Annotated in this window: 9 protein-coding genes and 1 other RNA gene; 7 read left to right on the top strand and 3 right to left on the bottom strand. The window is 67.7% G+C overall.

Going from position 1 to position 13,177, the window contains the following annotated elements:
* Positions 1-9 precede the first annotated feature (9 nt).
* Positions 10-1,170 (bottom strand): DUF418 domain-containing protein, encoded by a 1,161-nt coding sequence (locus OG474_RS33370; RefSeq protein WP_405057586.1) that lies wholly within the window; start codon positions 1,168-1,170, stop codon positions 10-12.
* An 86-nt stretch (positions 1,171-1,256) separates the two neighbouring features.
* Here OG474_RS33370 and OG474_RS33365 point away from each other — a divergent pair, with 86 nt between their 5' ends.
* The 5 genes from OG474_RS33365 (at position 1,257) to OG474_RS33345 (ending at position 7,025) form a co-directional block, all read left to right on the top strand.
* On the top strand, positions 1,257-1,880 hold the full coding sequence (locus tag OG474_RS33365; RefSeq protein ID WP_405057585.1) for a GNAT family N-acetyltransferase: 624 nt from the start codon (positions 1,257-1,259) through the stop codon (positions 1,878-1,880).
* A gap of 13 nt (positions 1,881-1,893) precedes the next feature.
* Positions 1,894-2,433, top strand: coding sequence for an AAA family ATPase (locus OG474_RS33360; protein ID WP_405057584.1), 540 nt, complete (start codon positions 1,894-1,896; stop codon positions 2,431-2,433).
* 9 nt (positions 2,434-2,442) lie between these two features.
* Positions 2,443-4,215 (top strand): NAD+ synthase, encoded by a 1,773-nt coding sequence (locus tag OG474_RS33355; RefSeq protein ID WP_405057583.1) that lies wholly within the window; start codon positions 2,443-2,445, stop codon positions 4,213-4,215.
* Positions 4,216-4,367: 152 nt separating this feature from the next.
* A complete protein-coding gene (gene panB, locus OG474_RS33350) occupies positions 4,368-6,440 on the top strand; it encodes a 3-methyl-2-oxobutanoate hydroxymethyltransferase (protein ID WP_405057582.1) in 2,073 nt (690 codons plus the stop codon).
* Positions 6,441-6,512: 72 nt separating this feature from the next.
* Positions 6,513-7,025 (top strand): hypothetical protein, encoded by a 513-nt coding sequence (locus tag OG474_RS33345; protein ID WP_405057581.1) that lies wholly within the window; start codon positions 6,513-6,515, stop codon positions 7,023-7,025.
* 21 nt (positions 7,026-7,046) lie between these two features.
* Here the strand turns inward: OG474_RS33345 and rnpB are convergent.
* Positions 7,047-7,445, bottom strand: an RNA gene (gene rnpB / locus OG474_RS33340) — RNase P RNA component class A.
* Between the two features lie 8 nt (positions 7,446-7,453).
* Complete coding sequence (locus OG474_RS33335) at positions 7,454-7,822, bottom strand: DUF952 domain-containing protein (RefSeq protein ID WP_405057580.1); 369 nt, start codon at positions 7,820-7,822, stop codon at positions 7,454-7,456.
* Positions 7,823-8,736: 914 nt separating this feature from the next.
* On the opposite strand from OG474_RS33335, the gene OG474_RS33330 reads away from it, so the two are divergent.
* Together OG474_RS33330 and OG474_RS33325 are read left to right on the top strand one after the other, a co-directional pair.
* Entirely contained in the window at positions 8,737-10,071 is a 1,335-nt protein-coding gene (locus OG474_RS33330) for an IS4 family transposase (RefSeq protein ID WP_405057579.1), read from the top strand.
* 310 nt (positions 10,072-10,381) lie between these two features.
* Positions 10,382-13,168 (top strand): fascin domain-containing protein, encoded by a 2,787-nt coding sequence (locus OG474_RS33325; RefSeq protein ID WP_405057578.1) that lies wholly within the window; start codon positions 10,382-10,384, stop codon positions 13,166-13,168.
* Positions 13,169-13,177 lie beyond the last annotated feature (9 nt).

Genomic DNA, 13,177 nt, shown 5'->3' with positions numbered 1-13,177 from the left:
CCAGACCGTTCAGGTCAGCTGATCGACCCTGGATTTGGAGTGATAGGTGAACCATCGGATCAGCTTCTCGAACGGCCCGCGGTAGTTGAGCCGGCGCATTCTCTCGGCGAGCAGGACGGTCGCGAGCCAGGTCGCGATCGCCAGCAGGGCTGTCGTCGTGACGGTGAGGGTGCGGGAAAGATCCAGTAGGTAGGGCGTGAAGACGATCGCCCAGACGACCGACTGGCTGAGGTAGCAGGTCAGCGAGCGTTGGCCGACGGCGGCGATCGCGCGGGTGATTGGTCCATTGCCCAGCCTGCGCGCGACCAGCACGATCAGCGCGGCGTACCCGAATCCGCCGAAGACTCCGCTCGCGTCGTGCAGTGGACCAAGGATGTTGAGGGCGTGATCACTCGGCCGGTCAATGATGCCGCCGACAACCAACGACACCGGCAACGCGCCGAGGATCGCGATCGTCAGCCCCGCGACGGCCGTCGTACGGAGCAGGGTGAGGTGTTCGGCCGGGCGTTCGAGAATGCGCCGGCGACCTGCCCACAATCCGATCAGGAACGGCGTCACGAAACCGATCCAGCCCAGCAACGCGATGTACGGCTGCACGGTGATCCGGTCGGCGAACTGATCGAGCAGATTGTGCGGCAGCATCGCCGGATCCGCCCCCTCCGACATCGTCGACAACGAGTCGTCGGTCGGCAACGCGGTCAGCACCAGCACGAACGCGGCCACTCCGAACAGCCACCCGGTCCGCCACCGGATCGCCCACACACCGAGGAAGAGCAGGACGCCGTACGCCGCCAGGATGTCCCCGACGTACAGCAGCATCGCGTGCGCGAACCCCAGCACCACGAGCACCAGACTCCGCCGCCACAACAGCTTCCGAACCGGCCACCACCCCCTGCCCGCCTCCCGCTGCCGCCGCACGATCTGCGCCACGCCGTACCCGAACAACACCCCGAACATCGGAAACGCCCGCCCGTCCACGAACGTCGAGATCACCATCCCGACCCCGTGGTCCACCCCCGACCCACCCACCGGAAACCCACCGAACGCCGCACCCCGATCCACAAAATAATGCGAGTTCGCCAGCGCGATGAACAACAACATGAACCCCCGAGCCAGATCCGGCCCCAGCGCCCGCTCCCCCACCCCAGTAGGCCCACCCGTCATCGTCATACCCCCAGCCAACCGCCTCCCGCCGTACCGAACATCCATCCAAAGTCCGCCGCAGATGAACCTTCGTCGCTGATTCCATAGCGGGCATGGACGAACTGCTCACCCGGTGGCAACGCGGCTGGTCCTTGTCCCGCGGCTGGACGAACTACACCGAGACGGACCACGTCATCGCCGTCCACGCCGGCGAGCCGGATCGTCAGGTGGAGTTCTTCACCACCGACCAGTACGTCGACCGCGCGGTCCGCACGGCCTTGGCCGCTCCGCATCCACCGGGCACCGTTCGGCTCGCAGTCATCAGCGACAACCCGGGCGTCGTCGTACCGGCTCTGCATCCGTTGACGGTGCGGTACACCCTGTGGGTGATGAGCACTCCGTTGGCTGATCATCCGCGCCATCCGATCCCACCGGAGTATGAGCTCCACCTGACCTCCAACGCCGGTGCCATCCACGCGGAGTTGCGTCACGACGGCGAGTCAGCCGCCACCGGCCGGATCGCCGTTTGTGAAACGGACGCCGTCGTCGACATGGTTCAGACCGATGGCGCCCATCGCCGCCGGGGTCTGGCCCGGGCGCTCATGTCCGCCCTCGTCACCGAAGCCCACCGGCAAGGCGCAACCACCGGCATCCTCCTCGCCTCTACCGAGGGCCAGCTCCTCTACAGCTCCCTCGGTTGGATCCCTCGACACCAACTGGTCCTCGCCGGCACGTGACTACCTTTGAGACATGCAGCAGGTTGTGGTCTTCACCGGATTGCCGGGGACGGGCAAGTCGACGTTGGCTGAGGAGGTGGGGCGGCGGCGCGGGGTGCCGGTGTTTGCCGGTGACTGGTTGTTGGGGGCGTTGAAGCCCCACGGGGTGTTGCGCGGACTGGGGCGGCCGGAGTTTCTGGCGATGTACTACGGGTTGCTGGAGACGTTGGTACGGCGGCAGGTGATGCTCGGGCAGTCGGCGGTGGTGGATTGCCTGGTGGATGACGCGACGGCTGAGGTCTGGGAGCGGACGGCGGCTGAGTACGGCGCGCGGTTGCGGGTGGTCGAGTGCGTGTGCAGCGACGAGGGCCTGCACCGGCAGCGGCTGGAAGGGCGGCGGCGCGGGATTCCGGGGTGGCACGAAGTGGGGTGGGACCACGTCGAGCGGATGCGGATCGACTACCCGGGGATCGCGCGGGAACACCTGCGGGTGGACGCGATTGAACCGGTTGAGTCGAACCTCGCGCGTGTCCTGGAGTGGATCGGGGGTTGGAAAGACCAGCGGAGACAGTAGTGTGCTCTCGTGTCTCAGCTTCGGGTGGCTCTTGCTCAGCTCAATGTGACTGTCGGTGATGTGGACGGGAACGCCGAGAAGATCGTTGCCTGGACGCGAAACGCCGTCGAGCGTGGTGCGCACGTGGTCGCGTTTCCCGAGCTGGCGCTGACCGGTTACCCCGTCGAGGACCTCGCGTTGCGCGGGTCGTTCGTGGATGCTTCGCAGGCGAAGATCCAGCGGCTGGCGGAGCGACTGGCCGAAGAGGGACTCGGCGACATCGTGGTGGTGTGTGGATATCTGGACCGCGCCACCGGTACGGCGATGGGCGTCGACCGGCTCGGTCGCCCCAAGGGTTCACCGACGAACGCGGCCGCGGTCATCCACCAAGGACGCGTCGTCACCAGTGCGGTCAAGCACCACCTGCCGAACTACGGGGTGTTCGACGAGTTCCGGCACTTCGTTCCGGGCAACACGCTGCAGGTGGTCCGGATCCACGGGGTCGATGTCGCCCTCGCGATCTGTGAGGACCTGTGGCAGGACGGCGGTCCGGTCGCCGTCGCGAAGGCCGCCGGCGCGGGACTCCTGCTGGTGGTGAACAGCTCGCCGTACGAGGCGAACAAGGACGACGTCCGCGGCGAGCTCGTCACGCGGCGTGCCCGCGAGGCCGGTTGCGCGCTCGCCTACGTGAACCTGATCGGCGGCCAGGACGAGCTCGTCTTCGACGGCGACTCGCTGATCTCCGACGCCGAGGGCAACATCTTCGCCCGGGCGCCGCAGTTCGAGCAGGGCAGCATGGTGGTCGACCTCGAGCTGCCCGCCGCGACCGGTACGCCGGCCGGCACCCACGAAGGCATCGAGATCGTGCACACGGTCATCCACGAGGACACCGTCGGGGCGTACGAGCCGATCGCGGCGGCTGTCGCGCCGCGGCTGGCAGACGAGGCCGAGATGTACGGCGCGGTCGTCACCGGGCTGCGCGACTACGTGCAGAAGAACGGGTTCAAGTCGGTCCTGCTCGGTCTGTCCGGCGGCATCGACTCCTCGCTGGTCGCGGCGATCGCCTGTGACGCGATCGGTTCCGAGCACGTCTTCGGAGTCTCCAACCCGAGTGTGTACTCCAGTGACCACTCCAAGGACGACGCCGCCGAGCTCGCGGCCCGGACGGGCCTCAACTACCGGGTGATCCCGATCCAGCCGATGGTGCAGCCGTTCATCGACACACTCGGCCTGACCGGGCTCGCCGAGGAGAACCTGCAGGCCCGCGTGCGCGCGGTGATCTGGATGGGCCTGTCGAACGCGGACGGCCACCTGGTACTTGCCTGCGGCAACAAATCGGAGCTTTCGGTCGGCTACTCCACGATCTACGGCGACGCGGTCGGTGGTTACGCACCGCTGAAGGACGTGCCGAAGACCGTCGTCTGGCGGCTCGCCAAGTGGCGCAACGAGGACGCCAAGGCGCGCGGCAAGCAGCCGCCGATCCCGGAGAACTCGATCGCCAAACCCCCGTCCGCCGAGCTCCGCCCGGGACAGCAGGACACCGACTCGCTGCCGCCGTACGATCTGCTCGACGACATGCTGGACGACTACGTCGAACTGGACCGCGGCAGCGCCGAGCTGGTCGCGGCCGGATTCGAGACCGAGCTGGTGAGCAAGGTGATCCAGCTGGTCGACCGCGCGGAGTACAAGCGCCGGCAGTACCCACCGGGCCCGAAGATCACCCACAAGGCCTTCGGCCGGGACCGCCGGTTGCCGATCACCAATGCATGGCGTGAGGACGCACGGAAGGCAGCCGAGCACTGAGCGACTCCTGGCGGTACCGCCCATCCGAGGACACACCGTGGGGATCTCCTGAGGAGGTCGACGGTGCCTCCGGCCTGCCCCGAGACGATGTGACTGACCACTCAGGGACAGCCGGTAGCGCTTACCGTGCGCATCGGTGGGACGATGAGGGCATGGTTGACAACTTCATGTCGGCCGGTACCCAGGACGACGAGGAGATGCCCTCGCCGTACGGGACCGGACCGTCGAACCGGACAACCGAAGAGCACCGCCGTTCGGACTACGACAACGAGCCATGGCGGGACCGGGCCGGAGGCCTCGACCCGGCGCCGTCGCTGCCGAACGCGCCCCGGCAGTTCGAGCGCGGCCCGGTGCCGCAGCAGCCGTATGTGCCGAAGTCGCCGTACCTGCCCGGGCCCCCGCCTGCCCAGGCGCCGGTGCAGCCGCCCGCCCAACCGCCTGCGCAGCAGCGGTACGCCGAGCAGCCGCCGCAGCCGTCCGCTCCCCCGAACCAGCCGCCCGCCCCGGGTCCAGGTCAGGGACAGCAGCAGCCACGTTCGCCGTACGGCGAACCGCCGCAGCGGCCCGAGTACTACGGCGAGCGCGAGCCGCAGGCCCGGAGCGACGAGCAGTCGTACGGGCAACCGGCGTACCCGCAGGAGAACCCGTTCCGGCCGCAGCAGCCGCCTGCTCAGCCGCCCAGCCAGGGCCGGCCGACTCCGTTCCCCCCGACGAACGGGAGCAACGGCGTACCGCCGAACCGGCAAGCTCCGAGTGCACCGTCGTCCCAGCAGCCGCCTCTGCAGCCGCCGCGGCCCCCGGCCGCACCTCAGGGCAGCAACGGGCTGACCCAGCACACACCGCCGCCTGCCTCCAACGGGTCGACCAACTGGAGCAGCCAGGCACCTGTGCAGAACGGCACGCCGCCGACCACCGGTGCGCTGCCTCCGGTGCCGACCAACGGCCTGAGCCCGACGCAGTCGGTGCCCAACCAGCCCGGTGGTCAGCAGCCCGGTAGTCAGCAGCCCGGTAGTCAGCAGCAAGGTGGTCAGCAGCAGCCGTTGCAGCCGCCGATCCCCCCGCGGCCGCAGGCACCGGCTCCGCAGCCGTCCCAGCCCGCGGCCCAGGCCCCGGCGCCGCAGCCGACGTCTGAGCCGACCGCTCCGTCGGCGCCGAGCTACCTGTCGGATCCGAGCGCGGAGTACGAGAGCAACTCCCCCGTGAGCGAGCCGCGGTCGCGGATCGGCGCCCGCCGGCGAGCGGGTGTCCAGCAGGACGCCCCCAGCCAGGTGGCGCCCGACCACGTCGCCTCGCATCGCGCTGCACGTCGTGCCCAACCGACGGACGCTGCCGGTATGCCGGAAGCCAGCGACTCCTCGGTGCCGCCTTCGGCTTCAGAGAAGCGTCCGCCTGAGGGTGGCGGTCCGGGTTCGGGACAGCCGCCGGCGCGGCCGCGGCGGTACCGCATCCACCACCTGCGCGACATGAAGAACCGCGGCGAGAAGTGGGCGATGCTCACGGCGTACGACCAGTACACCGCCGAGATCTTCGACCAGGCCGGGATCCCGGTCCTCCTGGTCGGCGACTCCGCCGCGAACAACGTCTTCGGCTACGACACGACTCTGCGGGTGACCGTGGACGAACTGATCCCGCTGGCGCGCGCGGTGGCGAACGCGGTCGACCGTGCGTTGGTCGTCGCCGATCTGCCGTTCGGTTCGTACCAGGCGTCGCCGGAGCAGGCCTTCCACACCGCGGTGCGGTTCATGAAGGAGGCCGGCGTTCATGCGGTCAAGCTCGAGGGCGGCCGCACCGTCGTACCGATGGTCGAGAAGCTGACCCAGTCCGGCATCCCCGTGATGGCGCACATCGGCTTCACCCCGCAGAGCGAGCACAGCATCGGCGGCTACCGCGTCCAAGGCCGTGGCGACCAAGCCGCCGGCCTCATCGACGACGCTGTCGCCCTCGCCGAGGCCGGCGCGTTCTCACTGGTTCTCGAGATGGTCCCCGGCGACGTGGCCGCCGAGATCACCAAACGAATCCCCATCCCCACCGTAGGCATCGGCGCCGGTCGCGACACCGACGCCCAGGTCCTCGTCTGGCAGGACATGGCAGGGCTGCGCTCCGGCGCGATGCCCCGCTTCGTCAAGCAGTACGCCGACCTGCGTGGCGTCCTCACCGGCGCCGCCACCGCCTACGCCGCCGACGTAGCCACCGGAGCCTTCCCCACCGACGACCACACCTTCTGATCCCGCAAGCAGCAATTGGCAGGATGCTGGCATCGCCGTCCGTGAGGCACAGCTGGATGTGAACCTGTCGGTATGTGGGAGCGATTGACGGGTGTGGCGGTGGTGCTGGTGCTGGGTGGCGCCTGGCTGATGATCGCCGGTGGGTTTCAGCGGGTTGGGTATTACATGGAGTACACGATCGGCTTCGGCGAAGCCGGGGACTCGTGCGGTATCCACGTGGTGCAGCTCGACACAAGATCTGGAAGTCCGATGTACTGCGGGTCGCGATCAACCTCGAGTGGATCGCAAAGCATTCCGTCGAGCCTTGCGTCATTTGCCGGGTTCACCGACGAGCAGAACTCGCAGGTGCTGAACCTCGCCACCAGTAAGGCCGGAAGCGTCGGGCTGACGAAGCCCGAGCAGCGCGAGATCCAGGACCTGGTGGACAGCTTTGCGGCGCCCCTGGCGGACAAGCACGGATTCTGGTGGGGCACCAGGAACCTGCTCGTCGGCGCGGGCGCAGCGGGCCTCGGAATACGCCTGTACTTCGTCTTCAAGCGCCGCATCGTCGACGACGGGCCCGGCATCCCACTGAGCAAGTGGTGAGTGCCGGACGGCTCTGATGGGGGAACGGGCCGGTCCGTAAGCCGGATCCTGTTACGGCGATCATCTATCTACGACGACTGTTGCCAGCCGCCTCTAGCAGCCTACCCGCGAGCTCGGGCGGGCAGCCCTCGAACGCTCACGCGGACGGCGGTTGCCCGTCGCCCTTCTTGGCCTTGCTCCACGTGGGGTTTACCGAGCCTCCCCAGTCACCTGGGGAGCTGGTGGTCTCTTACACCACCGTTTCACCCTCACCCGCACCTCGATGAACCACGGGGTTCACCGAAGCCGCTGGCGGTCTGTTCTCTGTGGCACTGTCCCGCGGGTTGCCCCGGGTGGGCGTTACCCACCACGTTGCCCTGTGGAGTCCGGACTTTCCTCGGCACCCACTCACGTGGGTGACGCGATCGCCCGACCGACCCGTTCCACGATCAGGATACGGCTTCGGCGGCCACCTCAGGCCATCGCCCGTCCGCGGCACGCTCGTACGGGCGCACCTCGACGACCGCGTCGAGGTTCAGCGGGCCGTAGATGTGCGGGAACGTGATCCCGATCCCGTCCAGGTCCTCGTCGCACAACGCCGACACCAGCCGCCCGGTGTCGATCACCAGCAGGCTCAGCGGCCCGGCCACGTCGTCGTACACGAAGTTGGCCACCATCGCGACCTGGTCGTGCCGCGACGCATGAATGAACGTCGCCCCGTCGTCAAGAGACTTGCCACGCGTGGACCACCGGTAGCACCCGGCCTCCTCAGCCGCCGCCCACTGATCCGGAAACGCGAGATGAAAGATCGTCGCCATCCCCCCACCCTAATTCGCCCACCACCCCACCCCGCGCACCCAGAGGCCCGGCCCGTCGCCCCTCCCGCTATCCGGTGGATTCTGGTCGCCGAGCACCCAAAATCCACCGGCTAACGCAGCTGGTTCCCAGGCGGCGGGATCGCGGTCGCCGGGCTCGGCATGCGGCTCAGCCATGCGCTCTGCTCGCTGTGCTGTGTTGTCGGCTGGCCTTGGCGGACAGGCGGGGCACAGACCGAAATGGCCTCGGCCGGGGACGTCGGTTTGTGGTTGATCGCCGCGACCGGCCGATCTGAAAGACAGCACGGCTGGCCGCCGCAGTGGCTGAGGTGGATGGCGAGGCCGGTGCCCGCGCTTCCGTTGCCTAGGGCTGACGGGCTCCGGTTGCGATCCGGCAAGGGAGGCCGGTGACCGCGCTTCCCGTTGCCTTCGGTTGCTGACCGGTGCGGGTGACTTCGAGGGTTATCCGTTCAAATTTCGCGCGGCGGGTGGCGACGGGGCGGGGGTGTGAACAGGAACCGGTGGGCGTGAACAAGGTATTACCTGTCCACGGCCCCCACCGGGTAGGCGCACCCCCGGGTTGTGGCCGGCGCGACTGAAGCCACCGTGCAGAACCGCGCCGTACAGCCGGTCTCGACTCTATACCGCGCACACATGCGGCGGACCGGGTTTTCGGGGTGCGTTTGGTGGGTTCCCCCACGAGCTTGTCCGTTCCGGACCCGCATGCGAGTGCAGAACCCACCATCTGCTGGGTTAACCCCAAAGGCCGGTTAGTTAAGAGGGTCGGGGTGGTGTCAAGGGCGTGTTGGACATGGAGCAGCGGAGCTCCCCGGGTAGACAGATTTGTCCTCGCGAGACAATCAGCTACCTGAGGGGCTCCGCTGTCTGTTCAGTCTGTCATTACTCGCACGATCAAGGTGGCTGAGGGTGCTTTCGCGCCTGGTCATCTGGGCGAGTTGACCCAGCATGTTCCGTTCGAGATGGTCGATGCGGTTCTCACCGAGACCGGTAAGACCCAGGTCAGGGTGCGGGATCTGCCGTCCCGGGTCGTGGTCTACCTGTTGCTGGCCGGGTGCTTGTTCAACGATCGTGGCTATGGCCAGGTGTGGCACCGGATGGTCGCCGGGCTGCACGGCCTGGCCGTGGCTGCACCGACCGCGGCCGCGTTGACCCAGGCCCGGGTGCGGCTCGGGGCGGCGCCGTTGAAGGCGTTGTTCGACCTGGTCCGCGGCCCGGCGGCAACCAGCACCAGGGGCTGGGTGTGCTGGCGGGGGCTACTGGTCACCGCGATCGATGGCACCACCTTGTCGGTGCCCGACACGGCCACAAACCTGGCCGTGTTCACCAAAAAGGCCAGCGGCAACACCGGGTCGTATCCACATCTACGGCTCCTGGCTGTGGTCTGCTGCGGCACCCGCACCGTCATCGACGCCGTCTTCGGCCCGTCCGGCATCGGTGAAACCAGCTACGCCCCCGCGCTACTGACCCGTGCCCTGCGCGCCGGCATGATCGTGCTGGCCGACCGGGGCTTCGCCACCAACGACATCATCACCGCGATCACCAGCACCGGCGCCGACCTGCTGATCCGCTGCAAAACCAACCGGAAACTCCCCACCCTGCACCGCCTGGCCGACGGCTCCTACCTGTCGCACTGGATGGGAACCCCGGTCCGCGTCATCGAAGCCGAGATCACCATCGCGACCCGCGACGGCAGACGCACCGGCAGCTACCGGCTCGTCACCACCCTGCTCGACCCCCACACCTACCCCGCGTTCGATCTGGTCACGCTCTACCACCAGCGCTGGGAAATCGAGACCGCCTACCTCGAACTCAAATCCACCATCCTCGGCGGACACATCCTCCGAGCCCGCACTCCCGAAGGCATCACCCAAGAGGTCTACGCCCTCCTGACCACCTACCAGATCCTGCGCCAAGCCATCACCGACGCCACCGACACCCGGCCCGGCACCGATCCCGACCGAGCCAGCTTCACCATCACCCTCAACGCCGCCCGCGACCAACTCGTCCAAGCCGCAGGCATCATCGCCGACACCGTCACCGACCTCGTCGGCCACATCGGCCGACTCGTCCTGGCCAACCTCCTCCCCAAACGCCGAACCCGCCTCAGCCCCCGCGCCGTCAAACGAGCCACATCCAGATACCCCGCCAAAGGACTCAACATCAACCGCACCACCTACAAAGCCACCATCACCATCAACATCACCGCCTTGACACCACCCCCACCCCCCTAACTAACCGGCCTTGGGGGGAACCCACCAGATGGCCGGCGAGTTGGCCGCGTGCGGCTGACGCACCCGCCATGGGGTGGGTCGGGGTGCAAGAAAGTGAGGGGAAGTGTGCAAGAAGTTGGCGGGGAATTTGGCTGGGCTCCCAACGAAGTCTTGACGGGAGGGGCTGGGAGAGGAAATATCCGATAGCACCCAGGGTTCGTCCTGCGCCCGGCCGATGGGTCCGCCCCCTAGGGCCGCTTTGGCGGCTCTCGCCCTTCAGTGAGGTCCGATGCACGCCCCCGTGCGCTCACCCTTGCCCAAAATCAGGCACTTGCCCAAGATCCGGCCGAAGCTCAGCGTGGTGCTGGCGTTGGCGATGACTGCTGTGCTGCTGGTGGCAGGTCCGCCTGCTGAGGCCGCGCCTGGTACGACGGCGTGGCGGAACGGCTCGTTCGTGGTCGATACCCCGAACGTCGTCCGGCGGTCCGACATCGTCGTTCAGCGGGCCAACACCGCTCCTACCGAATCCCTTCCGCTCGGCAACGGCGCCCTCGGCGCGGCTGTCTGGGCGGCGGATGGATTCACCGCGCAGCTCAACCGCACCGACACCTTCCCCGATCGGAAATCCCTTGGTCAGCTGGTGATTCCGGGCTTGTCCCGGCTAACCAGCGCGGCCGATTTCACCGGAAAACTAGACCTGTACGACGGAATGCTCCGGCAGTCGGGCGGTGGCATGACCCTGACGGCCTTCGTCCGGGCCGATACCCAGCAGCTCGTCGTCGACGTCACCGGCGCCGATCCGAACAGCACGCAGACCGCCCAGGTGAAGTTGTGGAGCGGACGCTCCCCACAGGCCAGGGCATCCGGCGGTACGGCGGCCCTCGCCGAAACCTGGGTGGACAACAACGGGGCCGGTGCTTCCGGTCGCACGTTCGGATCGCTCGCCGGGCTGACCGCAGGTGGCCGCAATGTCACGGCGTCCACCCCGAACAACCTGACCGGCCAGGTCAGCTTCCAGCCCAACACCGACGGCTCGTTCCGGGTTGTCGTCGCGGCACCGACCTGGACCGGCGGCGACTCGATCGCGACGACCAACGCGGTCTTGAACGGTGCCGCGCAGGGCGAAGTACGGAATGCGCATCTGCAGTGGTGGCACAACTACTGGAGCTCGGCCGGCCTGATCAAGATCAGTTCCGCGGACGGGACCGGCGACTACGTCGAGAACCTGCGGACGATCTTCCTCTATGCGAGTGCGGCACAGAGTCGCGGCGTACTGCCTGGGTCGCAGGCTGGTGTCGCCGACCTGTTCACGTTCTCGCAGGACAAGCGGGACTGGTACCCGTCCGGCTACTGGTTCTGGAACCTCCGCATGCAAGTCGCCGCCAACCTCGCCGCCGGCCTGCCGGGTCTGAACGATCCGATGTTCCGGCTGTACAAGGACAACGTCGACGCGATCGCGGCCTGGACCAGCGGGCACATGCCCGGCAAGCAGGGGCTCTGCGTGCCGGAGACGATGCGGTTCAACGGCAACGGTACCTACAACGGCGGCAACGACAACGCGTCCTGCGACTCGACCATCCCGCCGATGTGGAACTCCCTGAATGTGACAACCGGCGCCGAGGTCGGCCTGTGGGTCTGGGAGCACTACCGGATGACCGACGACCGAGCCTTCCTGGAGGCGCACTACCCGTTGATCAAGGGTGCGGCGCAGTTCTTGCTCTCGCACGCGACAACCGGTGCCGACGGCAAGCTTCACACCAGGTCGAACGCCCACGAGACCCAGTGGGATGTGACCGACCCGACCACGGATGTCGCGGCGATGCAGGCCTTCTTCCCGATCGCGGTGAAGGCTGCGCAGCTCCTCAATGTCGACGCGGCCCTGGTCAATCAGCTCAACGCGGCGATCCCGAAGATCCAGACGCTGCCGCGCACCGACACCGCTACCCAGCAACAACTCCTCACCCCCGCGGACGATGCCAACGGCAACACCATGATCGGCCCGTCCACTCAACCCGCAGCGCAGCGGCGCAACTCCGAGAACATCGGCTTGGAAGCGGTCTGGCCGTTCAACCTGATCGGTGACAACTCGGCGCTCGGCCGCCGGACGTTCACCTCCCGGAGCTACGTCAACAGCCACACCTGGAGCTACGACTCGCTCCACGCCGCCCGGCTCGGGATGGCGCCCGAGGTGCGGACGGCGCTGCTGGCGGCGATCCGGCAGTTCCAGATCTACCCATCCGGCATGGCGAGCTTCACCGCTCAACCAGGCTCGGAGCCGTACATCGAGCAGTCCGGCGTCCTCGCGATCGCCGTACCCGAGGCGCTGGCTCAGGACTACGACGGCCTGCTCCGGATCGCCCCCGCCTGGCCGAGTGACTGGACCGGTGAAGGAACAGTTGCCATCGGCCACAAATCCAAGGTCCACGTCCAGATCACCGCCGGTACGCCGACCACGGTCGCAATCGCGTCCGGCGCCAACCAGCAACTCGCCGTACGGAATCCTTGGCCTGGTCAAAGTGTGACGGTGCTGGACGGTCAGACCCGGGCCACGGTCGTCGCGCCGCAGACCAGCGCGACCGTCACGATCCCGGCACAGGCCGGCCGGTCCTACCTGGTGGAGAAGACCGGCTCAGCCATCCAACCGTTCCAACCACTGTCCGGTACGCCGGCCACCGTCGCGAGGCGGTACGACCGGGCAACGATCGGGTTGCCGAAGGCAACTCCCGGTACCGGCACGATCAGCCTGCGAGCGCGTGCCAACGGCAAGTACGTCACGGCTGGAACCGGTACGCCGCTGATCGCGGACAGCGCCACGATCGGTACGGCGCAGCAGTTCGAAATGGCCGACCTCGGCAGCGGCAATGTCTCGCTGAAGGCCAAGGCGAACGGTCTGTTCGTTGCCGCCGACAACGCCGGTGCGGCGCCACTGCTCGCCAAGAACGCGGCGGTCGGCTCGTGGGAGACCTTCCAGCTGATCCGCAACGGCGACGGCACGGTCAGCTTCCGCGCACAAGTCAACAACAACCTGGTCTGTGCCGAGAACGCCGGTGCGGCCGCCCTGATCGCCAACCGAGCGGCGATCGGCCCCTGGGAATCCTTCGACCTGATCACCAACTGACGGAGCCAG

This window comes from Kribbella sp. NBC_01505, assembly GCF_045040285.1.
Classification (GTDB): domain Bacteria; phylum Actinomycetota; class Actinomycetes; order Propionibacteriales; family Kribbellaceae; genus Kribbella.
Note: the sequence above shows the minus strand (reverse complement) of the source record. Positions and strands in the feature narration are given on the sequence as shown.